Source organism: Pseudomonas sp. fls2-241-TYG-175 (assembly GCF_030209155.1).
Lineage (GTDB): Bacteria > Pseudomonadota > Gammaproteobacteria > Pseudomonadales > Pseudomonadaceae > Aquipseudomonas > Aquipseudomonas viridiflava.
Map to the genome: position 1 here is coordinate 117318 of NZ_JARVSO010000026.1, position 23754 is coordinate 141071.

Annotated in this window: 23 protein-coding genes; 12 read left to right on the forward strand and 11 right to left on the reverse strand. The window is 60.8% G+C overall.

The genetic code is table 11. From position 1 onward, the window contains the following. Positions 1–4 precede the first annotated feature (4 nt). Positions 5–994 carry a hypothetical protein gene (locus QRN20_RS19040; protein WP_004888330.1) on the forward strand — a complete coding sequence of 330 codons (990 nt, stop codon included), beginning with the start codon at positions 5–7 and terminating at the stop codon, positions 992–994. A gap of 404 nt (positions 995–1398) precedes the next feature. Here the strand turns inward: QRN20_RS19040 and QRN20_RS19045 are convergent, their stop codons facing one another. The 3 genes from QRN20_RS19045 to QRN20_RS19055 all read right to left on the reverse strand — a co-directional run bounded on the left by QRN20_RS19045 (position 1399) and on the right by QRN20_RS19055 (position 3548). Beyond that, the gene (locus QRN20_RS19045) at positions 1399–1989 is read right to left on the reverse strand and encodes an HAD family hydrolase (protein ID WP_029243802.1); all 591 of its coding nucleotides are present in this window, start codon (positions 1987–1989) and stop codon (positions 1399–1401) included. Then, complete coding sequence (gene tesB / locus QRN20_RS19050) at positions 1986–2855, reverse strand: acyl-CoA thioesterase II (protein WP_029243801.1); 870 nt, start codon at positions 2853–2855, stop codon at positions 1986–1988. The genes QRN20_RS19045 and tesB overlap by 4 nt, the downstream gene beginning before the upstream one ends. A 123-nt stretch (positions 2856–2978) precedes the next feature. Next, positions 2979–3548 carry a GNAT family N-acetyltransferase gene (locus QRN20_RS19055; protein ID WP_096767255.1) on the reverse strand — a complete coding sequence of 190 codons (570 nt, stop codon included), beginning with the start codon at positions 3546–3548 and terminating at the stop codon, positions 2979–2981. 118 nt (positions 3549–3666) lie between these two features. Between QRN20_RS19055 and QRN20_RS19060 the strand changes: the two genes are divergently transcribed. Together QRN20_RS19060 and QRN20_RS19065 are read left to right on the forward strand one after the other, a co-directional pair. Next, complete coding sequence (locus QRN20_RS19060; protein WP_004888335.1) at positions 3667–4584, forward strand: histone deacetylase family protein; 918 nt, start codon at positions 3667–3669, stop codon at positions 4582–4584. Between the two features lie 63 nt (positions 4585–4647). After that, positions 4648–5889 carry a TIGR03862 family flavoprotein gene (locus QRN20_RS19065; RefSeq protein ID WP_122429760.1) on the forward strand — a complete coding sequence of 414 codons (1242 nt, stop codon included), beginning with the start codon at positions 4648–4650 and terminating at the stop codon, positions 5887–5889. A 49-nt stretch (positions 5890–5938) separates the two neighbouring features. Here QRN20_RS19065 and QRN20_RS19070 read toward each other — a convergent pair whose 3' ends face one another. Both QRN20_RS19070 and mdaB read right to left on the reverse strand, forming a co-directional pair. Next, positions 5939–6835, reverse strand: coding sequence for a LysR family transcriptional regulator (locus QRN20_RS19070; RefSeq protein WP_122429523.1), 897 nt, complete (start codon positions 6833–6835; stop codon positions 5939–5941). A 331-nt stretch (positions 6836–7166) separates the two neighbouring features. Beyond that, complete coding sequence (mdaB, locus tag QRN20_RS19075) at positions 7167–7751, reverse strand: NADPH:quinone oxidoreductase MdaB (protein ID WP_122429521.1); 585 nt, start codon at positions 7749–7751, stop codon at positions 7167–7169. Positions 7752–7942: 191 nt separating this feature from the next. Here mdaB and QRN20_RS19080 point away from each other — a divergent pair, with 191 nt between their 5' ends. After that, positions 7943–8278 carry a putative quinol monooxygenase gene (locus QRN20_RS19080; RefSeq protein ID WP_122429520.1) on the forward strand — a complete coding sequence of 112 codons (336 nt, stop codon included), beginning with the start codon at positions 7943–7945 and terminating at the stop codon, positions 8276–8278. Here QRN20_RS19080 and QRN20_RS19085 read toward each other — a convergent pair. After that, a complete protein-coding gene (locus QRN20_RS19085) occupies positions 8232–8996 on the reverse strand; it encodes a sulfite exporter TauE/SafE family protein (protein ID WP_029241561.1) in 765 nt (254 codons plus the stop codon). The genes QRN20_RS19080 and QRN20_RS19085 overlap by 47 nt on opposite strands. Before the next feature lie 99 nt (positions 8997–9095). Between QRN20_RS19085 and QRN20_RS19090 the strand changes: the two genes are divergently transcribed. Beyond that, positions 9096–9977: a LysR family transcriptional regulator gene (locus tag QRN20_RS19090; RefSeq protein ID WP_122429519.1), complete on the forward strand. Its 882-nt coding sequence runs from the start codon at positions 9096–9098 to the stop codon at positions 9975–9977. A gap of 549 nt (positions 9978–10526) precedes the next feature. Here QRN20_RS19090 and mnmH read toward each other — a convergent pair. Continuing rightward, on the reverse strand, positions 10527–11633 hold the full coding sequence (gene mnmH, locus QRN20_RS19095) for a tRNA 2-selenouridine(34) synthase MnmH (protein WP_122429518.1): 1107 nt from the start codon (positions 11631–11633) through the stop codon (positions 10527–10529). Then, positions 11633–12667, reverse strand: coding sequence for a selenide, water dikinase SelD (gene selD / locus QRN20_RS19100; RefSeq protein WP_043305146.1), 1035 nt, complete (start codon positions 12665–12667; stop codon positions 11633–11635). Before selD ends, mnmH begins: the two co-directional genes overlap by 1 nt. A gap of 234 nt (positions 12668–12901) precedes the next feature. Here selD and QRN20_RS19105 point away from each other — a divergent pair, with 234 nt between their 5' ends. Genes QRN20_RS19105 through phnE form a run of 4 tightly spaced genes read left to right on the forward strand, consistent with a single transcriptional unit; the run spans position 12902 to position 16135 of the window. Beyond that, positions 12902–13753: a putative selenate ABC transporter substrate-binding protein gene (locus QRN20_RS19105; RefSeq protein WP_043305147.1), complete on the forward strand. Its 852-nt coding sequence runs from the start codon at positions 12902–12904 to the stop codon at positions 13751–13753. Next, positions 13750–14550, forward strand: coding sequence for a phosphonate ABC transporter ATP-binding protein (locus QRN20_RS19110; protein WP_058432988.1), 801 nt, complete (start codon positions 13750–13752; stop codon positions 14548–14550). The genes QRN20_RS19105 and QRN20_RS19110 overlap by 4 nt, the downstream gene beginning before the upstream one ends. After that, positions 14544–15371, forward strand: a complete 828-nt coding sequence (locus QRN20_RS19115) for a PhnE/PtxC family ABC transporter permease (RefSeq protein WP_122429517.1) — start codon at positions 14544–14546, stop codon at positions 15369–15371. The genes QRN20_RS19110 and QRN20_RS19115 overlap by 7 nt, the downstream gene beginning before the upstream one ends. Next, on the forward strand, positions 15368–16135 hold the full coding sequence (gene phnE / locus QRN20_RS19120) for a phosphonate ABC transporter, permease protein PhnE (RefSeq protein ID WP_004887589.1): 768 nt from the start codon (positions 15368–15370) through the stop codon (positions 16133–16135). The genes QRN20_RS19115 and phnE overlap by 4 nt, the downstream gene beginning before the upstream one ends. A gap of 296 nt (positions 16136–16431) precedes the next feature. On the opposite strand, the gene ggt is transcribed toward phnE, so the two are convergent. From ggt to QRN20_RS19135, 3 genes are all read right to left on the reverse strand, one after another. Beyond that, positions 16432–18159, reverse strand: a complete 1728-nt coding sequence (gene ggt / locus QRN20_RS19125) for a gamma-glutamyltransferase (RefSeq protein ID WP_122429516.1) — start codon at positions 18157–18159, stop codon at positions 16432–16434. Positions 18160–18362: 203 nt separating this feature from the next. Beyond that, the gene (gene mmsB, locus QRN20_RS19130; protein WP_122429515.1) at positions 18363–19250 is read right to left on the reverse strand and encodes a 3-hydroxyisobutyrate dehydrogenase; all 888 of its coding nucleotides are present in this window, start codon (positions 19248–19250) and stop codon (positions 18363–18365) included. 30 nt (positions 19251–19280) lie between these two features. After that, the gene (locus QRN20_RS19135) at positions 19281–20807 is read right to left on the reverse strand and encodes a CoA-acylating methylmalonate-semialdehyde dehydrogenase (protein WP_285360991.1); all 1527 of its coding nucleotides are present in this window, start codon (positions 20805–20807) and stop codon (positions 19281–19283) included. 159 nt (positions 20808–20966) lie between these two features. Here QRN20_RS19135 and QRN20_RS19140 point away from each other — a divergent pair, with 159 nt between their 5' ends. From QRN20_RS19140 to QRN20_RS19150, 3 genes are all read left to right on the forward strand, one after another. Continuing rightward, a complete protein-coding gene (locus QRN20_RS19140; RefSeq protein WP_058432655.1) occupies positions 20967–21938 on the forward strand; it encodes a LysR family transcriptional regulator in 972 nt (323 codons plus the stop codon). Between the two features lie 186 nt (positions 21939–22124). Continuing rightward, positions 22125–23285, forward strand: a complete 1161-nt coding sequence (locus tag QRN20_RS19145; protein ID WP_285360992.1) for a polymorphic toxin type 44 domain-containing protein — start codon at positions 22125–22127, stop codon at positions 23283–23285. Beyond that, positions 23272–23691, forward strand: coding sequence for a hypothetical protein (locus QRN20_RS19150; protein WP_058432657.1), 420 nt, complete (start codon positions 23272–23274; stop codon positions 23689–23691). The genes QRN20_RS19145 and QRN20_RS19150 overlap by 14 nt, the downstream gene beginning before the upstream one ends. The last annotated feature ends 63 nt before the right edge of the window (positions 23692–23754 follow it).

A 23754-nucleotide genomic window follows, 5' to 3' on the forward strand; every position in this document is an offset into this window, starting at 1 on the left:
GCACATGATTAAACCGCTTCTGGTCCTGTTGTTAAGCACTGCCTTCGTGAGCCTCGGGGCTCATGCCGAGGATCAAGCGGTTAAATCCATCAGCCCGGACCGTCTGGCCATCAACGGCGCCGAGGCGACGCTGGGGCTCAGCCAGGAATGGGTGCATCCGAAACCGAAAATCGAGCGTGTGGTGATCGTGCTGCACGGTCGCCTGCGCAACGCCCAGACCTACCTGCGCAGCATCGAGCGCGCGGCCAACCAGTCCAAGGAACGCGGCAAGACGCTGTTGATCGCACCGCAGTTTCTGGATGAGAAAGACATCGTTGCCCATCACCTGTCCGACAACATCCTGCGCTGGCGCCAGAACAGCTGGATGGAAGGCGCAACGGCCAGCGATCCCAAGCCCGTCAGCTCGTTTCTGGTGCTGGACCACATCCTCAAGCGCCTGAGCGACAGCAAGCTGTTTCCCAACCTCAAGGAAATCGTGATTGCCGGGCACTCGGGTGGCGCACAGGTGGTGCAACGCTACGCAATGATCGGCGGCAAGGAAGACGCCCTGCTGACCCGCGAAGGCGTGAAGCTGCGCTACGTGATCGCCAACCCGTCGTCCTATGCCTATTTCGATGCCGAGCGTCCTGAGCCCGTAACGGCGCAGGCCTGCCCCAACTTCAATGACTGGAAATACGGCCTCAACAAGATGCCGTTCTATTCCGGCAAGGAAAAACCGGCAGACATCGAAAAAGGCTACGTGAAGCGTGACGTCACCTACCTGCTGGGCGAACTGGACACCGATCGCAACCATCCGGCGCTGGACAAGACCTGTGCGGCTGAAGCACAGGGCGCCTACCGCCTGATCCGCGGCCAGAACTATTTCAGCTACCTGCAGAAGCGTCATCCTGAAGGCCTGAATCAGCGTCTGGTGGTCGTGCCCAAGGTTGGCCATAACGGCGACGGGATCTTTACTTCACCTGAAGGCCAAGCGGTACTGTTCAAGCCGTTTTGATGGGCAGCACCCAGAAGTGAACTCAACTCAAACTGCGGGAGGCGCCACCACGTCTTCGACGTAGCGCTGTCGCGTAGCAAATACCGGACTGTAGGAGCGCGCTTGCCCGCGATCTGCCAGGAACCGGCAGCAAAACCTGCACACGCGGTACGTCAGATCCAACCTTAGGGCCGCTGCGCAGCCCATCGCTGCCGTCGTAACCTCCGAGAGCTCCTACGCCCTTCGGGCAGAAGCAGGCATCAGTAAATACAGAATGTCTGATAAGAGGCGGCTTGCCGGCGATGGCGTCAATTCAGGCACTCAAGGGTCGCCTGAGAAACTGAATCGCCGGCAAGCCGCCTCCCACGGGTTCTGCATTCATTCAGATAAACGCATGTGCTTAGCGCGGACGATGAGGCCGCCTGTCAGTTCAACATCCCGCGCAATGCCACGCAGTCCACGGCATGCCAGTCCGCCAGCTCGGGCCATGGATTCTCCGGCAGGTTGACCAGAATGGTCTTCGCGCCTGCTGCCCGGCCACAATCCAGGTCGTGACGGTAATCGCCGATCATCACCATCTTTTTCGGTTCCACGTCCCAGGCACTGGCCAGTTTCAGCAGACCGGCCGGATGGGGCTTGGGCGTCGCTTCGTCGCGTCCCAGTACGTCGTCTACCGCAAAGCAGTCGGCAAGGCCGATGGCTTCCAGTGTGATGTGCGCCAGCTCGCGGGCGTTGCGGGTCAGGATGCCCAGGCGATAGCCACGCGCCGCCAGCTCACGAACCAGATCGACGGCGCCATCGGCCGGTAGCGAACCCAGGGCCAGTTCTCGCTCGTGCTCCAGCAACCAGGCGTGCTTGGCAGCGGATTCAGCCGCAGGCAATGCAGCGAGGTGGCCGAGAATATCGGCGTCCTGCGGAATGCCCAGCTCGCGCTTGATGGCCGGGAAGTCGTGCACAGGGACGGTCAGTGTGCCGTCCATGTCGAACACCCAGTGCCTAATGTCATGCAGTGTCATGCCCAATCCTTTCGATGGCGGATCAGCCCTTCCTGACTGACCGAAGCAACCAGTTGCCCGGCGCGGTTGAAGATACTGCCACGCGAAAAGCCGCGAGAGTTGCCTGCCCACGGGCTGTCCATGGCGTAAAGGAGCCAGTCGTCGGCACGCAGGTCGTTGTGAAACCACAATGAGTGATCGAGGCTGGCCACTTGCATGTCACGCTGCCAGACAGTCTTGGCGTGCGGTTTCAGAGAGGTCGTCAGCAGGTTGAAGTCCGAGGCGTAGGCGAGCATGTACTTGTGCAGCGCAGGCGCGTCATTGAGCGTGCCATCGGCCCTGAACCACACATACTTCACTGGCTCGCCGGGTTGCGGGTTGTAGGGATCCTCGGCAGTCACCGGACGAAACTCGATGGGTTTGGGGCGCAGAAACTTGTCATGAACTGCTTCAGGAATCAGGTGCGCACGCTGTTGCGCCAGTTCAAGTTCAGAGGGCAGGTTTTCCGGCCCGACGATCTGCGGCATCGGAGCCTGATGCTCAAAGCCCTCTTCGTCGTACTGGAACGACGCGCTGCAGGTGAAGATCGGCTTGCCCTTCTGAATCGCTGTGACGCGACGGGTACTGAAACTGCCGCCGTCACGCACGCGGTCCACTTGATAGACCACCGGCAGCCCGGCATCGCCAGGACGCAGGAAATAGCCGTGCAGTGAATGAACGTGGCGGTCCTCCTCGACCGTCTGGCTGGCGGCAGACAGCGATTGTCCCAGCACCTGACCGCCGAACAGCTGGCGAAAGCCCAGATCCTGGCTACGACCGCGAAACAGGTTTTCTTCAATAGGTTCCAGCGTCAGCAGCTCAACCAGATCATCCAGCACTTGGCTCATGTTCATCCCTCGCACAAAACGTACCCGCACTCGCCTGGCAGCGGCGGTCGGTGTGTTCGCGGCAGGCCCGCAAGGCCTGCACCATTAAAGTGAAATGATACAGAAATAAGGCGGCGGGCTCAGTCAGGGTTTCAGCGTATTGAGCCACTGTTCGCGATTGATGCGATAAAGCATGTGCGGCTTGAGCGGGTGTCCGTCCGGCAGGTTGGGATGATCGAAATCATCGGACGAATCGTGCAGCATCCCGATAGCCTGCATCACCTTTTGCGACGGCTCATTGCTCACAGCGGTAAACGACACGATCTCATCAAGTTTCAGCCGCTCGAAGCCGCAGCCCAGCACCGTCCAGGCCGCTTCGCTGGCAAAACCCAGCCCCCAGTGCTCGCGGGCCAGACGCCAGCCGATCTCGACGGCGGGCGTGAAGTGCGCGTCGAACCCCACCACGCCCAGGCCGGTAAAGCCGATGAATGCGCCGTTGTCCTTACGCTCAAGCGCCCACAGTCCAAAACCCAGCTCGGCAAAATGCCCACGCATCCGCCCGATCATGGCGGCGCTTTCGAGGCGGCTGAGGGGCTCGGGGAAATACCGCATCACCTGCGGATCGGCGCACATGGCGGCAAACGCAGGCAAATCGTCATCGCGCCACTGCCGCATCAGCAATCGGGCGCTGTCCAGCTTGAGTATCGGTTCCATCGATCTCCCCTGTAACCGTCATCTTCGGGCGCAAGTGTAGTCTGTTGAAGTTGCAGCCAACTGTGCGACACGGCGCATAACTGGCACTATCGGGCTTCGACCTTTGACCGGACGCAAAATGTCCCTGCCGCTGATCTATCACGACGACTACAGCCCGGAGTTTCCGGCTGACCATCGGTTTCCCATGGACAAGTTTCGTCTGTTGCGCGATCACTTGATCGACAGCGGCCTGACCCGCGACGTTCAATTATTACGCCCAGAGCTGTGTCCGGCCGATATTCTGGCCCTGGCACATGACCCCTCTTACATCAGCCGTTACCTGAGTGGCGACCTGTCACGCGAGGACCAGCGCCGTCTCGGTCTGCCCTGGAGCGAGGCACTGGCGCGGCGCACCATCCGTGCCGTGGGCGGCTCGCTGCTCACGGCCGAACAGGCACTCGACCACGGTCTGGCCTGCCATCTGGCGGGTGGCACCCACCATGCGCACTATGATTATCCGGCCGGTTTCTGCATCTTCAACGATCTGGCGGTGATCAGTCAGTACCTGCTGCAGAGCGGTCGCGTGGACAAGGTGCTGATCTTCGACTGCGATGTGCATCAGGGCGATGGCACGGCGCGCATTCTGGCGGACACCGAAGACGCCATCACCGTCTCGCTGCACTGCGAAAAGAACTTCCCGGCCCGCAAGGCCCAGAGCGACTGGGATATCCCGCTGCCGATGGGCATGGGCGACAGCGATTACCTGAAAGTCGTCGATGACCTGCTCAACTACCTGCTGCCGATCTACAAGCCGGATCTGGTGCTGTATGACGCGGGCGTGGACGTCCACAAGGATGACGCGCTGGGTTATCTGAAGCTTACGGATCAGGGACTGGCGGATCGCGACGAGGCCGTGCTGCGTCATTGTCTGGGTCGTGACATCCCGGTCATGGGCGTGATCGGTGGTGGTTACAGCAAGGACCGTCAGGCGCTGGCCCGGCGGCACGGCATCCTGCATCACAGCGCGCAACGGGTCTGGCAGGATCTGGGCCTGTGACAGGCCGAGCGGCAAATCTCGGGTAGAATGCCGCTCTTTCCCGCTATCGATATTCAGCTGATCATGACCGACTCCACCGCCTCCGAACCTCAATCCGTCGCCATCATCGGAGGCGGACCTGCGGGTCTGATGGCGGCCGAAGTGTTGAGCCAGGCCGGATTTCGGGTCGATCTGTATGACGGCATGCCGTCGGTGGGGCGCAAGTTTTTGCTGGCCGGGGTCGGCGGCATGAATATCACCCACTCCGAACCCTACCCGAATTTTCTGTCCCGCTACTTCGAACGTTCGCCGATGATCGCGCCTTTGCTCAGGCAGTTCGATGCGGATGCCTTGTGCGCGTGGATTCATGATCTGGGTGTCGACACCTTTATCGGCAGCTCGGGGCGGGTATTTCCGACGGACATGAAAGCCGCACCTCTGCTGCGCGCCTGGCTGAAACGTTTGCGGGACGCGGGCGTCATGATCCACACGCGGCATCGCTGGCTGGGCTGGAACGCCGACGGTCGCCTGCGTATCGCCCATCCTGAAGGCGAGTTGACGCTCGAACCTGACGCGACGCTGTTGGCGCTGGGAGGCGCCAGTTGGGCGCGACTGGGCTCCGACGGCGCCTGGGTGCCCTGGCTCAAGGCGCAACAGGTGAGCGTCGCGCCGCTACAGGCCGCCAATTGCGGCTTTGAGGTCACGGCCTGGAGCGACTTATTGCGAAGCAAGTTCGCCGGTGCGCCATTGAAGAACATCGCCATGGGCTTGCAGGGACAGCCAATGCGTCTGGGCGAATGTGTGCTGACCGAAACGGGCGTGGAAGGCAGTCTGGTGTATGCGCTGTCGGCGCAGATCCGGGAGCAGATCAACCTCAGCGGCTCGGCCAGCGTGCAGATCGACTTGCTGCCCGGCAAGTCCCATGGCGATGTACACAAGGCCCTGAGCAAACCTCGCGGCTCGCGCTCGATGTCCAGACACCTGCACAGCCAGTTGGGTATCGACGGCGCCAAGGCTTCATTGCTGAGAGAGGTGGCACCACGCGAAGCCTTTGATGATCCGGTGCTTTTGAGCCAGGCGATCAAGGCACTGCCATTGCGACTGATCAGACCACGGCCTATAGACGAAGCCATCAGCACCGCTGGTGGCGTGACGTTTGAGGCCATGGACGAGCGCTTGATGCTCAGGCAACTGCCCGGCGTGTTCTGCGCGGGCGAAATGATCGACTGGGAAGCACCGACCGGCGGTTACCTGCTGACCGCCTGTTTCGCCAGCGGGCGGGCTGCCGGGCTGGGGATGGTGGAATGGTTGCGCGACAGGCGGTGATTACTTTTGCGTCGCTGCGGGACGCTTATGCTCGTTATACAAGCCGCGATCACTGCGCGTAGTCTTTCAACTTTTCCTGCATGAAATCCAGAAAACACTGAATCCTCAGCGCCAGCTGCGAGTTGCGGTAGTAGACCGCGTTGATCGGCTGGCGGTAGCCGCTGTTGGCGTCCTGCAGAATGCCGACGAGTCGCCCTTCTCGCAGGTCTTCGTGGGTCATGAAGTCGGACAGACATGCAATCCCCACCCCTTCCAGCGCCAGATGACGCAAGGTGTCACCACTGGATGCCACAACCGCAGGTTTGATCGGATAGCGATCACCCCCGGCATGGCGCAACGGCCAGCGGTTGAGCACTTCCACCTGATTGAATCCCACCAGCGTGTGCTGCGACAACGCTTCAACGGTCTGTGGCGTGCCATGGCGTTCAAGATACGCCGGGCTGGCGACGATGTTCAGCAGGCAACTGCCCAGTGCGCGGGCATGCAGGGTCGAATCCGGCAGTGCGCCAATGCGGATGGCGATATCGGTGTTCTGCTCCAGCAGGTCGATGAACCAGTCGTCGCTGTCCAGCTCCAGTTGGATATCCGGGTAACGCTGCCGAAACTCCGCCACGTGCGGCACCACCGAATGCAGCATGAACGGCGACGCGGCGTTGACGCGCAGGCGTCCGGCCGGTGTCTGCCGTGAAGACATGAGATGCTCTTCCAGACTTTCCATCTGCTCGAGAATGAGCCGCGCACGCGCCAGGAAGAACTTGCCCTCTTCGGTCAGGTCCATGCGCCGCGTGGTGCGGTTGATCAGCGTGGTTTCAAGCTTGGCCTCAAGCCGCGACAAGGTACGGCTGATCCCGGACGGCGTCTGTCCCATCTTCTCGGCGGCGGCGGAAATGGAGCCGCTTTCGATCACCGAAACGAACACCTGCAATTCATCGGACCTGGCTTTCACTGTTGTCCCCTGCTCAAGAGTCCGGGGATATTAGCTGTGTTTCAAGCAAAGGCGTGAGTTGTGCTGATCGTTCCCACGCTCGGAGTGCCTGCGCATCAAGACTTAAACTGCAGGGACTGAGTGAATACAGATACCGGGGGAGATGCCCCTGTGTCTCTGACACAGCGCTGTCTTGCAGCAAACACTGGACCGTGGGAGGCGGCTTGCCGGCGATGCAGTCGACGCGGTATGTCAGGAACATCGCGTCATCGTTCATCGCCGGCAAGCCGCCTCCCACAATCCGTTGGTGCCGCAAGACCTGCGTCTAACGCAGAATGCAGGGACGATCACCTCAAACACCAAACACCTTGGCCAGATGCGCTTCATACCGTTTCACATCACCCTCGATGTTAGGCATCTTCATCACATCCACCGCCAGAAAGGTCGGCAGGCCGGTCATGCCGAGGAATTGGTTGGCCTTGTGAAACGGGAAGTACACGGCATCGACGCCTTTGGCTTCAAAGAAATCCGAAGCATCATCGAACGCTTGCTGCGGTGCATTCCAGGTCGCGGAGATCATGTACTGCTTACCATGCAGCAAACCGCCGCTGCCGTATTTCTGCGAGGCATCGGAACGGGTGCGGCCGTCGTTGGCGTACAGGCTGCCGTGCCCTTCGGTGAACACTTCGTCGATGTACTTCTTCACGGTCCACGGCGCGCCCATCCACCAACCCGGCATTTGCCAGACGATGACGTCGGCCCACAGAAACTTGTGCACTTCTTCAGCCACGTCATAACCACCGTCGATGAAGGTTTCCTTGAAGTCGTAACCGGCGCGGTCCATGAACGCCACTCCGGCTTCATGCAGCGTCGCGTTGTAGCGGCCGTCGGAGTGGGCAAACTGTTTGCCGCCGTTGAGAAACAATACTTTCTTCATGCCAGACCTCTGGATGTTCGGCCATGCCTTATGGTTCGGCTGGGCCAGTCATTAATCGATGGGGGCAAGAATAAAGACGAAGTGGCTTGAGAATAAGCCGAGGGAGGACAAATCACTTTTGCCTTAGCGTCACGAATCAGCACAACATTGTTGATTTAGAATGCGATCACTTTCAGCAGAGGACCACCCAGATGAGCGAGCAATACGGCTTCATCCTTCATGCCCACACCCGCCCTGAAAAGTCAGCGGAGTTCGAAGCGCTATTCAGTTCCTACGTTGCGCAGAGCCGCAGCGAGCCAGGCTGCATCGAATACCACATGCTGCGCGATCAGCAGGATCCGGCGCTGTTCATCTTCTTTGAGGTCTGGGCCTCAAAAGAGGATCTGGACGTTCACTCTGCGCAGCCGCACATGAAAGCGTTCGCTGAAAAGCGTTTTGAATACCTGGTCAGAGACTTCGACATTCGCCGCATCGACCTGCTCAGCCCTTCACCAGCAAGTGCAGCCCCAGTAGCGCCATCCCGATAAAGAAAGTGCGCTTGAACATCACGGCGCTGATCCGCTCTCGCAACCATTGGCCGAGCAGCATGCCCAGCAGCGCCGGGAGCAGCGCCAGCAATGAAGCGCCCAGCTCGCTGCCGCCGAGCGCACCGGTCGAGGACAGACCGATGGCCAGCGCCAGCGTCGAAACCGTGAACGAGAGCCCCAGCGCCTGCACCAGTTGATGACGTTCCAGGCCCAGAGCCTGCAGATACGGCACGGCAGGGATCACGAACACGCCTGTCATCGAGGTGATGATGCCGGTGAGCAGACCGCATACCGGGCCCAGCCAGCGCTCGGTGTGCGGGGCTACCTTGAGCGTCGGCATGAACAACCCGCTCAGCGCATACAGCAGCAGCGCCCCGCCCAACGCCCGCGTCATGGAATGATCGCCGTTCATGCCCAGCCAGAACGAACCTGCCAGGGTGCCTGCAAACACCATCGCCAGCATCGGCCAGAGACGACGAATCAACCCGCCGAGGTGCCCGCCTGTCGCCAGTTGCCAGAAGTTGGTCACGATGGATGGGATGATCAGCAAGGCGGCAGCCTGCGCCGGGAGCATAGCCAGCCCCAACAAGCCCATGGCCACCGTCGGCAGGCCCAGGCCGATCACGCCTTTGACGGTGCCCGCCAGCAGGAAGGTGCAGAAGACCAACGCAATCAGACCGATGCCGAGCGCTTGATACGTATCGAAGAGTGTATTCATGACGCGATTCTGGACGTTCCAGAGCGTACTGAAAATCTGGCATATACTGAGCCAGCCTCTGGCATGGACAGAGGCTGATCAGCGAGGAATATTCTTTACATGCACTTCGACCTCACCGATCTGCGCCTTTTTCAGCACGTGATCGAGACCGGCAGCATCACTGCCGCCGCAACACGCAGTCATCTGTCACTGCCATCGGCCAGCGCGCGCGTTCGGGCGATGGAGGCGTCGTTGCAGGCGCCACTGCTTGAACGAGGCCGACGGGGCGTGACACCAACGCCTGCGGGCAAGGCGCTGGCCCAGCATGCACGGGTGATCCTGCAACAGGTCGAACGCATGCAGTTCGATCTCGCTGATTACGCCAAGGGTTTCAAAGGTCAGGTCCGGCTGCTGTGCAACACCTCGACGCTGAGCGAGCACCTGCCGGAACGGTTGGCCGACTTTCTGGTGGCGCATCCCAACATCGACGTCGACCTTCAGGAACAGACCAGCCTGCGCATCCTGCATGCGTTGCGTCACGGGACGGCAGACATCGGGATCGTATCCGACGCTGTGGATGCCAGCGACCTGCAGACCCTGCCCTTTCGTGACGATCCACTGACACTGGTCATGCCGCTTGATCATCCGTTGAGCGAGCTGACTCGTGTCAGCTTCGCAGAGGCGTTGGACGAGGAGTTTGTCGGCCTGTCGGTCAACAGCGCGTTGGGCATTCATATCGAAGAACAGGCGTTGCACATAGGCAAACGCATGCGCATCAGGGTCCGCGCCGAAGGGTTTGATGGTGTATTGCGCATGGTCGCCCACGGCGCCGGACTGGGCATCGTGCCGCAGGCGGCAATCGACCGCGCCCCGCGCCCACTTCGCTTTGCCGCAGTGCGATTGAGCGATCCCTGGGCCGACCGCAAATTGCTGCTCTGCGCAGCCGACTTCAACGCCCTGCCCGGTTACGCCAGGGCGCTGCTGGATGCGTTGAGGCATTAACACTGATCAAAAGCGGACGCGGAGCGTCCCGAGAGGCGTTACCACGCAGAGCGCTCATCGTTATACACAAGTCTGCCTCGACACTGATCGTGCCCATCGCTCCGCGTGGGCATGCCTCCCGTGACGCTCCGCGTCACAGATGGCACAGATTGCGGATTCAGTGAGCCGAGCGCATGGCTCAAGTCACCTTTTCGCCCCTCGGCGACTCACTTTGACGGAGCAAAGTGAGCAAACTCCTTCGCTCCGGTTCCGGCCCCGGCTTCGCCGGGGTTCCTTCGTCCTGACACTGATTCGGGGGTCGCTGCAAATGGGCCATCCATGGCCCAGTGCAGCTCAATCGGCATCCATGCCGATTGCCCCCCGAATCAGCGCCAGGACTCAGCCTTCACCCACGTCGCAATCGTTGGTGTTCGCACTACCGCGTCAAAAAAGCACGGCAGCGCTGCTGCCTTATTGGAGAGCAGAATGATTTGTGTATAACGATGAGCGCAGAGCGTAAGAACGATCAGTGATCTCAAGGACGCCGATCGTGCCGGGGAATGGCCACGATCACGACAGCGCTTTTGCCTTGCGCTCACGCAGGTACGCGACCACTTCGTTCTGAGTCCCGGCGAACTCGATACGTGAAGCCTTGTGCTCGCGCTGATAGGCGTACATCGGGTCGTAGTATTCGCCGAGCAGGCCTTCGATCCAGCCACGGTGCAGATCAACCTTGCCGCTGCGTCGCTGTTCATCAAGTGCGTCTTGCATGATGGCTTGCAGTCGCTGCAAGCGCTCGCCGCCAAGACGCTTGTGGATATTCTTCAGGCTTTGCAGCAGGCGCTCGGCGAACAGGTCGAAACCGGTTTCCTCCCCATGCAGGCTGATGAACTCGGCACACAGGTCGGTCACGTAATCGCGAAGAATACGCTCGACCCGGTTTTCGAAACTGTCCTCCAGCCAGACCATCGAGCAGTCCTGCATGGCCTGGTGCAGTTCCAGCGGCACGTTGCAACTGCCCACCAGACGGCTTTCGTCTTCCAGCACGAACTGCTCGATACCGGCGGCGCGCTTCTTGAGCAGGTCGATGGCCAGACGGTTCTCGAAATCGATCTGCGCCGGCTGGCCGGTCGCCCGTTTGCCGAAGCTGGAACCTCGGTGGTTGGCGATGCCTTCCAGATCAAGGCTATTGGCAAGCTGGGTAACCACCTCGGTCTTGCCCGTACCCGTCATACCGCCGAGCACCACGAAATCACACTCGGTCACCGCATCGTGCAGGGTGTCGAGCAGAAAGGTCCGCATCGCCTTGTAGCCGCCAATGATGCGCGGATAGTCGACGCCCGCCTCTTGCAACCAGCGCTGCACGGTCTGCGAACGCAGACCGCCACGGAAGCAGTACAGGTAGCCATTCGGGTTGGCTTTGGCGAATGCCAGCCAGGCCTCGACGCGCTCATCCTTGACCGGCCCGCAGACCAGTTGGTGGCCCAGCTTGATCGCCGCATCCTGCCCATGTTGCTTGTAGCAGGTGCCGACCTTCTGCCGTTCGATGTCAGTCATCAGCGGCAGGTTGACCACGCCCGGAAACGCACCCTTGGAAAACTCCACCGGCGCCCGGGCATCCATCATTGGCACATCGTTGAGAAATAGAGCGCGGTAATCACTGCTGTTGTCGGCCATCAGAACACCTCGACGGCGTGGGTCTGTCGCTCGAGCAATGTGCCGATAGGGTTCAGTTGCAGCCCCAGCTCGGCAGCCACTGCCAGAAACTCCGCCTCACCTTCCGGGGTGACCGCCACCAGCAAACCACCGCTGGTCTGCGGGTCGCACAGCAGATCGCGCTGGGCGTCACTGAGCGATGCAATCTTGTCGCCATAACTTTCGAAGTTGCGCAACGTACCGCCCGGCACGCAGCCTTCGGCGATGTAATGCTCGACACCCGGCAGACGCGGCACGGCGGCGTAATCCAGACGCGCCGTCAGCCCTGCGCCATCGGCCATTTCAACCAGATGCCCCAACAGACCGAAACCGGTGACGTCAGTCATCGCCATCACGCCGCCCAGCTTGCCGAAACGGCTGCCGGGCTTGTTCAGGGTGCACATCCAGTCACGCGCCAGACCGACGTCCTGCTCACGCAGTTTCGCCTTCTTCTCGGCAGTGGTCAGAATGCCGATACCCAACGGCTTGGTCAGGTACAGCGTGCAGCCTGCCAGCGCGGTGTCGTTGCGCTTCATGTGTTTCTTCTGCACGACGCCGGTCACCGCCAGGCCGAAGATCGGCTCGGGCGCATCGATCGAATGGCCGCCTGCCAACGGAATACCCGCCGCATCGCAGACCGCGCGGCCGCCACGAATCACTTCGCGGGCCACTTCAGGCGGCAGCACATTGACCGGCCAGCCGAGGATGGCGATGGCCATCAGCGGATCGCCGCCCATCGCATAGATGTCGCTGATTGCATTGGTTGCCGCGATGCGGCCGAAATCGAACGGATCGTCGACGATGGGCATGAAGAAGTCGGTGGTCGAGACCACACCGCGCTCATCGTCCAGCGCATAGACAGCGGCATCGTCACGCGAGGCGTTGCCGACCCACAGGTTCGGGTCAAGGTTCTGCGCGCCGCTGCCGGCCAGGATCACATCCAGCACCTTGGGGGAAATCTTGCAGCCACACCCAGCTCCGTGACTGTACTGGGTCAGGCGGATTGGCTCACTCATCGCAACACTCTCGGTAACGGGGAAACAGGCTGCGGAGTCTAGGGTCTGTTGCGGTTTCAGCGCAAACGGCGTCGCCGTTCGGTCATGCCATCAACACGATGCGCTGCCGAACTGGCCTTTCTCGCCGCGCCTCTTATAATCCCGCGCTCCAGTACCGAATCCATCGAAGCGTGCCTGCTTGTCCAGAGTCGCTTTGCCTTGTCGTTTTTTCCGCTATTGAACCGGAGAACTTTCATGCTCAAGCGTACCCTGGCGCTCGCCGCCGGCCTTGCCCTGTCCTTTACCGCACTGACCAGCCACGCGGCCGATGTGCTGCGCGTGTCGGCCATTCCCGACGAAGCACCGACCGAACTGCTGCGCAAGTTCAAGCCGCTGGGTGCCTATCTGGAGCAGCGACTGGGCATGAAGGTCGAGTTCGTTCCGGTTGCCGATTACCCCGCAGTGGTCGAAGCGCTGGCAACCGACCGTCTGGACATGGCCTGGCTGGGGGGCTTCACCTTCGTGCAGGTCAACCTCAAGACCGGCAACGCCGTGCCCTTGGTACAGCGTGAGCAGGACGCCCAGTTCACCAGCAAATTCATCACCTCCGATCCGAACGTGAAAAGCCTGGCGGACCTGAAAGGCAAAACCTTCGCCTTCGGCTCGGTGTCGTCCACGTCCGGCAGCCTGATGCCGCGCTACTTCATGCTAAAGGAAGACATCAAGCCGGAAACCTTCTTCAGCCGCGTGGCCTACTCCGGCGCGCATGACGCCACGGCCGCCTGGGTTCAGGCGGGCAAGGTCGATGCGGGCGTGTTGAATGCCAGCGTGTGGGACAAACTGGTCGCCAACGGCAAGGTTGACACCAGCAAGGTGCGCGTCTTCGCCACCACGCCGACCTACTTCGATTACAACTGGACCGTACGCGGCACCCTGGACAAGGGTCTGGCGGCGAAGATCAAACAGGCCTTCCTGGACCTGGACCCGGCCAACCCGGAACAGAAAGCGATTCTTGATCTGCAGGCGGCCAGCCGCTTCATCGAGACCAGGCCGGAAAACTACAAGGGCATCGAAGAGGCTGCCCGCGCTGCCGACCTGCTGAAATGACGCTGCGCCTGTCCGGGATAGACCTGCGCCACAGCAACGGTACGCTCGCGCTGCGGGGCTTGGAACTGAGCATCGCGCAGGGCGAGCGGGTGGCGATCATCGGTCCGTCCGGGGCGGGCAAGACCACGCTGCTCAACCTGCTGGCCAGCGCCCTGCCGCCCAGCGCGGGGCAACTGGAAATTCTGGGGACCAGTCCCTGGCGGCTTTCCAGTCGGCAGCGCCAGCAACTGCGCCGTCGTATTGCGCTGATCCATCAGGCCCCGCCGCTGCCGCCGCGTCAGCGCGTGGTGACAGCCGTGCTGGCTGGCAAGCTCGGTGAGTGGGGCCTGGGCAAGTCGTTGCTGAACTTGCTGCACCCACTCGACGTGCCGGGCGCGCGCAACGTGCTGGCGCGGCTGGATCTGGCAGACAAGCTGTTCGTGCGCTGTCAGCAACTGTCCGGCGGGCAACTGCAACGTGTCGGCATCGCCCGCGCCCTGTATCAGGCCCCGGAAGTGATGCTGGCGGACGAGCCGGTCTCGGCGATGGACCCACGTCTGGCGGACCACACCCTGGCGTTGCTGTGTCAGCACGCCATCGAACACGGCGTGACACTGGTCGCCAGTCTGCATGCCGTTGAGCTGGCCCTGGCGCATTTTCCGCGCATCATCGGTGTACGGGACGGGCAGATTCATTTCGACCTGAACGCCAGCGACGTCAGCCGGGAACACCTCGATACGCTGTACGCCAACGAACAACTGAGCACTGCGCCCAGCACCGAAACACCTGCCACTGCGCCCTGGACGCCGCGATGCTGAGTCGTGATCGACGCGACCCGGCCGCCATACCGCGTCTGTTACTGGCGCTGCTGGCGGTCGCGCTGCTCTGGCCGGGCATTCGCCTGGCTGAGCTTGATCCCACCGTTTTACTTAAAGCGGAAAATGCCCGAACCATGGGCAGTTTTGTCGCCGGCTTCTGGCCGCCCGCCCATGACCCCGAGTTTCTGACGCTGCTGATCGACGCCACCCTGCAGACGCTGGCGATTGCCACGGCGGGCATGGCTCTGGCGCTGCTGCTGGCCATACCGGCAAGCCTGCTGGCGAGCTCGGCGCTGTCCTTGTCGGCCGCCTCTCGTGCAGGACAGCCCGGCTGGCTCGGTCAGTGCTTGCGCTGGCCTGCGCGCGGTCTGTTGATTTTCCTGCGCAGCGTGCCGGAAATTGTCTGGGCGCTGCTGTTCGTGCGCGCCGTCGGACTGGGTCCGACAGCGGGTGTGCTGGCCATCGCCATTACCTACGCGGGCATGCTGGGCAAGGTTTACGCCGAAATCTTCGAGTCCGTTGATCAACGCCCGGCCCACGCCCTGATGCAGGCGGGCAGCGGACGGTTTGCCGCGCTGGTGTACGGCATCCTGCCCAATGCCGCTGCCGAACTGACGTCGTACACGGTCTATCGCTGGGAATGCGCGGTCCGCGCATCGGTGGTGATGGGCTTCGTCGGCGCAGGCGGACTGGGCCAACAGATCGATCTGTCGATGCGCATGTTCGCCGGTGCCGAAGTGGCGAGCATGCTGCTGACCTTTCTGGTGCTGGTGCTGCTGGCGGATCAGTTGAGCCGCCTGCTGCGCGGGAGGTTCACATGAGACGGGCTGGCAACTGGCTGTTGTTGATCGCGATCATTGCGGCAGTGATCGGCTCGTTCGTTTATCTGGGCATGGATCTGTTCGGCCTGAGCAGTCCTGAAAGTCTGACGCAAATGGGGCGCTACGCCTTGCGTTTCATGAGCCCGGACCTGAGCGCCGGTCACTTGCAGGCCATCGGCAAGGGCGCTTTGGAAACCCTGGCGATGTCGGCGCTCGGCACACTACTGTCGGTGATCGGTGGATTATTGCTGGCCCTGCCTGCTGCCGGTCGCCTGGGCTGGCCGCTGCGCAGCCTGAGCCGTCTGCTGCTCAATGCGTTGCGGGCCATTCCCGAACTGGTGTGGGCAGTGCTGATGGTCCTGGCCGCAGGGCTTGGACCCAACGCGGGCACGCTGGCGTTGGCATTGCACACCACAGGCGTGCTGGGTCGCCTGTTCGCCGAAGCGCTGGAAAACACCGCCCCGGAACCCGCCGCTGCGATTCGTCTGCAGGGCGGCAGCGCATGGCAAGCGTTCTGCTACGGCACGCTGCCCAATCTCTGGCCGCAATTGCTGGCGTACACCCTGTATCGCTGGGAGAACAACATTCGCATGGCAAGCATTCTGGGTTTCGTCGGCGCGGGCGGCCTGGGACAGATGCTCTATGTCAGCCTCAGCCTGTTCCAGGAAGCACAGGCAAGCACCGTCATCCTCGCGATGCTGGTACTGGTGTTTGCCGTGGATGCGCTGAGCGGCTGGAGCCGTCAGCGGTGGGTGCGTGGCTGATCACCAGAGATATGCGGATCCTGTGGGAGGCGCCACCACGTCTTCGACGTAGCGCTGTCGCGCAGCAAACACGGACCGTAGGAGCGCGCTTGCCCGCGATTGCGTTATGTCAGTCGCTGATTTTCTGTCTGTAAGATCCTATCGTCGGATTGTCGCCCAGACCAAGCGCGCTCCTACAAAAAATTGCGTTCCTTCAGTGGCTTACAGGTTGTTTGATAAGAGGCGGTGATTGCGGGAAGCAAGCGGTGTGTCAGATGTACAGACACAGCCACCTGCCCGCCGCGATACTTCCGGGATCAATACCCCAACGACAACCCCGTATTACGACGCGGGTCATTGGCGCCGTAGAAGCGGTTGTTGCCGACCGGTTTGCCATCCACCGACGGAGCGCCCACCAGAATCGCTGCCACGTGGTTCATGGGCTGCGGACCTGCAAACTTGTGGCCCCAGCTCTCGAGGATCTTCAACGTATCCGGGCTGACCGCGAAGGTGTCCAGGTTGGTCGTATCCGGCTGCCATTGCTGGTGGAAACGTGGCGCATCGACCGCTTCCTGAATGTTCATGCCGTAGTCGATCACGTTAAGCATGGTCAGCAGCGTTGCAGTGATGATGCGGCTGCCGCCTGGCGTGCCGACGACCATCACGGTCTTGCCATCCTTGGTGACGATGGTTGGGCTCATCGACGACAGCGGCGTCTTGCCCGGCGCGATGGCATTGGCTTCGCCCTGCACCAGACCGTACATGTTCGGCACGCCCGGCTTGACGGTGAAGTCGTCCATCTCGTCGTTGAGGATGACACCGGTCTTGCTGGCCATGACGCCTGCACCGAACCAGTTGTTCAGGGTGTAGGTCACCGAGACCGCGTTACCCCACTTGTCGACAATCGAGTAGTGCGTGGTGTTGCTGCCTTCATGCGGCGCGACGCCCGGCTTGATCTTGTTCGAATCACCGGCCTTGTTCGGATCAATGGCGGCACGCAGTTTGTCGGCGTAGGCAGGGTCCAGCAGGTGCTCGATGGGGTTCTTGACGAAGTCCGGGTCGCCCAGATAGCTGTTGCGGTCCACGTAGGCGTGGCGCATGGCTTCGATCTGATAGTGCGTGCCCTGCGCCGAGCGGAAGCCCAGCTCCTTCATCGGGTAGCCTTGCAGAATGTTCAGGATCTGGCAGATGACCACGCCGCCGGAGCTCGGTGGCGGTGCCGACACCACGTGATAACCGCGGTAGTCGCATTCGATGGGCGCCAGTTCACGGGTCTTGTAATGATCGAGGTCGGCCTGGGTGATGATGCCCTTGCCCGCCTGACTGGAGTCGACCAGCGCCTTGGCGACCCAGCCTTTGTAGAAACCATCGCTGCCCTTCTCGGAGACTTCGCGCAGGGTCTTGGCCAGGTCTTTCTGGACCAGTTTCTGGCCGACCTGCAGCGGCTCGCCCTTGTTGAGGAAGATCGAACCGGAATCGGCCATGTCCGCCTTGAACACGTCGGTCGCGGTGTGCAGCATGTCGATGTCGCCCTGGCGCAGGGTGAACCCGTCTTCAGCCAGTTTGATCGCCGGCGCAATCACATCTTCGCGCTTGCGTGTGCCGTATTTGCTCAGCGCCAGCTCCATGCCTGAAACGGTGCCGGGCACGCCGACGGCCAGATGGCCCTTGGCGCTCAGGTCCGGGATGACATTGCCATCCTTGTCCAGGTACATGTTGGCGGTAGCGGCAAGCGGGGCCTTTTCGCGGAAGTCGATAAAGGTCTTGCGGCCATCGGCCAGCTGGACGGTCATGAAACCGCCGCCGCCCAGGTTACCGGCTGCGGGATACACCACCGCCAGCGCATAACCGACTGCAACCGCAGCATCGACGGCGTTACCGCCATCCTTGAGCACATCGACGCCGACGTGAGTGGCCAGGTGCTGGGCCGTCACGACCATGCCGTTCTCGGCGGCGACCGGTGCCTGTGACGCAGCGAAAGTGGGGGAATACGCAACAATCAGTGCCGTCGCAATCAGCGATCTGGCGAGGGGTTCGAACTTCATGAGCAGTCTCTTCTTCCTGAATCCGGGACGTTTGATACCCACTGCCCACATGGAGGGCGATGGCGCTGCACTACCTCCCCAAGGCATACCTGCATCCTTGCGGTGGTCGAACCCGATCAAGGTAGCGGGTCCTGACGTGTTTACCTAGTGCAAACGCGTAAACGCACGTCTTGGCGCCAGGACGTGCGTTGCGCGGCAATACTTCACGGCTTCCTGCGATACCCCTCAATGATCGCCGAGAAGTCTTTCCCGCCCTCGCCCCGCAAACTCATGGACTGATACAACTGATGCGCCACCGCACCGAGAACCACCGGCTGCTGCACCGACCTCGCCGCCTCGGTTGCCAGCCCCAGGTCCTTGAGCATCAGTTCGGCCCCGAAGCCGCCGGTGTACCCTCGCGATGCCGGAGCGGTTTCGACCACGCCCGGCCAAGGGTTGTAGGCTTCCGAACTCCAGCAACGGCCGGTCGAGGTGTTGATGATATTGGCCAGCACCTGCGTATCGATGCCCAGCGCATTGCCCAGCGCCATCGATTCCGACACACCGATCATCGAAATCGCCAGCAGCATGTTGTTGCAGATCTTGGCGATCTGACCGGTTCCGACTTCACCGCAATGCACGATGTTTCGGCCCATCTGTTCCAGCACTGGCTTGAGCGTTGCAAAGTGCTCGGGCGAGCCACCCACCATGAACGTCAGCGTGCCCGCCTGCGCGCCACCCGTGCCGCCCGAAACCGGCGCGTCACCGAGCACGACGCCTTGCTGCGCAGCGACAGCGGCAATGTCACGGATGGTCTGCGGATCGATGGTGCTGCAATCAACCGCAGGCGTACCGGGGGCGATGCCTTTCAGCACGCCGTCATCGTTCAGGTACACACTGCGCACATGGGTTGCTGCTGGCAGCATGGTGATGACCAGTGCGCTGCCCTCGGCCGCCTGCCTGGGCGAATCGCTGATCTGCGCGCCCAGTTCGGCAAATTCGGCCAGTACGGCCTTGTTCAGATCAAACAGCTGCAGCGAGTGCCCGGCCTTGATCAGATTGCGGGCCATGGGTGCGCCCATGTTGCCCAGACCGATGAATGCGATGTTCATTGTTATTCTCCTTCGCGGAACTGCCTGGGCTCAGCGCAGATTGATCGTGGTGTTCACGCCGTCATTCACGCTGTCGTCATCGAACCAGCGGCTGGTGACGGTCTTGGTCTGGGTGTAGAACTGCACCACCTGTTTGCCGTACGGCCCCAGATCACCCAGCTTGGAACCCCGTGAACCGGTGAAGCTGAAAAACGGCACCGGGACCGGAATCGGGATGTTGATGCCTACCTGGCCGACGTCGATTTCACTCTGAAACTTGCGCGCCGCCGCACCGCTCTGGGTGAACAGGCCGGTGCCATTACCGAAGGGATTGGCGTTCACCAATGCGATGGCTTCATCCAGGGTATTCACCTCGATCACCACCAGCACTGGGCCGAAGATTTCCTGGGTGTAGATCTGCATGTCGGTGCTGACGCCGGAAAAAAGCGTCGGTCCGACGAAGTTGCCACCCTCATAGCCCGGTACCGAAATGTCCCGGCCGTCCAGCTCCAGCGTCGCGCCTTCACGTACGCCGCTTTCGATCAGATCGACGATGCGCTGCCGGGCACGGCGGGAGATAACGGGACCGATGTCGGTGCCTGGCTCATGACCGGCATTGACCTTGAGCTTCTGCGCCAGCGCCTTGAGGTCCGGCAGCCACCGTTTCGAGGCGCCGACCAGCACCACCACCGAGGTCGCCATGCAACGCTGCCCGGCCGCACCAAAACCTGCGCCCACCAGCGCATTGAGGGTCTGCTCGCGGTTGGCGTCGGGCAGCACCACCGCGTGGTTCTTGGCCCCCATCATGGCCTGCACGCGCTTGCCATGCCGACCTGCGAGGTCATACACATGGGTGCCAACGGCCGTCGAGCCGACGAAGGAAATGGCCTTGATGTCCGGATGCGTGCAGATCGCGTCAACGACCTCCTTGCCGCCGTGCACCACGTTGAGCACACCGGCCGGAATGCCCGCCTCGACCGCCAGTTCGACGAGCAGCATGGTCGACAGCGGATCCTGCTCGGAAGGCTTGAGCACGAAAGTGTTGCCGCAGGCGATGGCCATCGGGAACATCCACAACGGGATCATCGCGGGAAAGTTGAACGGCGTGATCCCGGCACAGACGCCAATGGGCTGGCGCAGCGTGTAGGTATCGACGCCACTGGCCACGTTTTCGGCAAATTCGCCCATCTGCAGCGTGCCGATCGAACAGGCATGCTCGACAACTTCCAGGCCACGAAAGATATCGCCCTCGGCATCGGCAAGGGTCTTGCCCTGCTCGGCACTGAGCACTGCTGCGATACGTTTGGAGTGCTCGCGGATCAGCGCCTGCAACCTGATCATGATGCGCATGCGGGCACCGATCGGCGTTTCCCGCCAGGTGCGATACGCCTTGTGCGCAGCAGCCACGGCCGCGTTCACTTCAGTCGCTGTGGCGAACGGCACTTGCGCGAGCACTTCTTGCGTCGCCGGGTTGACGATGTCCTGCCACTCGTTGCTTTGCGAGTCGACCCATTCGCCGTCAATCAGCAGTTTCACGCGAGCTACGGCCGTATTGTTCTTGTTCAGTGAGGCGTTCATTTCAACCGTTCTCCCTTCAGGCACACCGGACCCGCCGGGCACTCGATGGCCAGCCGTCACGGTTTCCCTGACAGCGTTGTTGTTGGATGGTCAGAGGGCGTGCTTTGGAGTATAGATGTGCAAACTTCTAACAAGAACGCACATAAAAGCAGGCTCAACATGCAAAAAAACATCACATCCCTGGGGTTGTTGAACTGGGATGACCTGAAGTTTTTCCTTGAAGTGGCACGCACCCGCAAAGTCAGCAGCGCCGCAAAACGTCTGGCGGTGGACTACACCACCGTGTCGCGACGCATCACCTCGCTGGAAAACTCGCTCGGCACACTGCTGTTCGAAAAGTCCCGCAACAACGGCTTCATCATGACCGCCGAAGGTCAGCGCCTGCTGGGTTACGCCGAGTCCATCGAAAGCACGCTGCACCTGGCCTGCGAACAGGTGTCCGGCTCAAGCGTGGCGCTGTCCGGACACATCCGCATCGGCTGCACCGAAGGCTTCGGCAGCTTCTTCATCACGCCGCAACTGAGCCACTTCCTCGACGCCTACCCCAGTATCTCGGTCGACATCCTGCCGCTGCCCCACTTCATCAGCCTGTCCAAACGCGAAGCCGACATCGTCATCGCCCTCGAACGCCCCGAACACGGGCCATACGTGTGCTGCAAACTCTGCGACTACAGCCTGCGCCTGTACGCCACGCAGGACTATCTGGACAACCACCCGCCGATCCAGCGCAAGGAAGACCTGAGCCAGCACCCGTTCATCAGCTACGTCGACGACCTGGCCTTCAGCTCCGAACTGCTCTACCTCAGCAACCTGCTGCCCAACGCCCAGGCGCAACTGCGCAGCACCAGCGTCATCGCCCAATACACCGCCGCCCTGCAAGGCCGCGCGCTGGCAATCCTGCCGTGCTTTCTGGCGTCGCAGGATCCACGGCTGGTGCCGGTGCTGGAGGATGAAGTAGAGATCGTTCGGCAGTTCTGGATGTACTGCCGAGAGGACTTGCGCAAGTTGAAGCGGATTACGGTGTTGTGGGATTACGTACGGGAAGTGACGGAGATGAATCGGGACGTGTTATTGGGCAAAACGCAGGGGCTCCGGTTTGCAGATCAAGCCTCCAAAGGCAGCAACAAATAAGGCAGGACGCAGCGTGTGCAACCGGTTTTAAACTGCCATTCAGATTTGCCGTCAGCCACTCAATGAACACGCTAATCATGATTAGGACTCGTCCTACTGACTCATCCATTTGCTCGCGGTAGCCTGCCGCGAGTCAGCTGAAGCCTGGCTTTATGTCCCAAGGGACGAAAGACGCAAGGATGATTCATGATTTCTTCTGCCCGGCTGGGTGACAAACACCTCTGCCCCATGCCCGGTCACGGCATAACACCTATTGCCTCGGCATCAAGTGACGTCAATATCAATTTTATGGGGTCCGCTCGTGTCGGTGATACCTGCGGGTGCGGCGCGGTACTTACTGCCGGGTTTCCTTCCATTCTGGTGAATGGTCGTCCTATGGCTCACCTGGGAAGCCCTACCAGTCACGGCGGGACAATCATCACAGGCTCAGGCGACGTCGGTGGCGGATTCGTCATGGGGGACGCTGGCGGTGCAACGATCATTAACTTCATGGCGCTGGGGGCCTTCCGGCCAGATGGCTCTTTGGACGATGAAAAGATGGCGACCTTGTTGGCTGATCCCAAGCTCAAGGAAAAAGCCTTGGCGGCGGATGCTTTGATTGATGACGAGGCAGCCAGTAAGGAGCCGGAGACGAAACCTGAGCCAAAAGTGGAACCTGCCGCCTGCAAAGATCCAGATAGGATGGAAGAGTTGGCGACCTACATTGCTGGCGAGATCAACACCAACATCAACAGCCCGGAAGTTCGGCAGATGAGAGAACTCAATAGCTTCGATGCTGCCGCAAAGATGAAGGAGTATGAGGCGCTTCCATTTTACTTGCGCCTTGGTCCCGGCCCGGATTTCTACAGCATGGCGGCCGGTATGCAAGTAAAGGCGTTTGCCATCTGGACAGAACGAGTGGGTCAAAATCGCCCGTGGGATCACAAGCCGATCATTCGTCGAACAATGGGTGGTGTCTGGCACAAACAAGGTCAGTACGATTATTTTTATGACATCTGGTCCAACGTCCATTACGGATATGTAGGCATGGCCGGGGGGCTTTCCGAAAGCGTCCTCTTGGATGGGGCAGGAGCCGAGCAGATAATTTCAGACGCCGGCCGGAAGGTCGAGGAGGTTTTTACAAAGCCCAAGGCTCAGTGGGAGCTACCCGGTCCGAACCGCTCCGGTGATGTCGAGGGTCTGAGAGCCTGGGATGATGCTCCCGACCGAATATCCATTAGTATTGGGGTGAAGCTCTATCAACAACATCCCAACAGAGGCATCACGGCCAGGATGATCATGGACGAAGTGCTTGCAGTACCGCCCCAGGCATGGGGTAAAGGGGTCCAAATACATGTTTGTCAATAAACCCAGGATCCGGTATGGCCGCTGGATAATTCTTCTGCTCATCATCCTTCCTGTGGCTTTTTGGTATTTCGCTTCCCCGGTCGTAGCGGTCAACTTCTCTCCCAATAGCAACGAAGAGTTTCGATACGTTTGGAACACTCAGGACAGAATCCACAGGGGTGATATCAGGCACGGCGGTTCAGCCGTTGAGTTCAGCCACATATTCCCTGATGAGGACTTCTTCATGATGTTCGATTGGTGGACTGACAAGGGTTTCAAGCGGTGCATCGACATCACACCTGAATGGGGAAGTACGATAGACATCTATCTGGATGATAGCGGCAGGATCGACACAGCCGAAACGGCGCCCGACGTAATTGCTCGTCTGAAACAGTGTTCTGGGAGACCAGACCCTTTCCGCCCATAAGACAAAATGGGAACCTCCAGATTGTCGTAATGAGTTATCGAGTTCGTCATCAGGACATAAGGC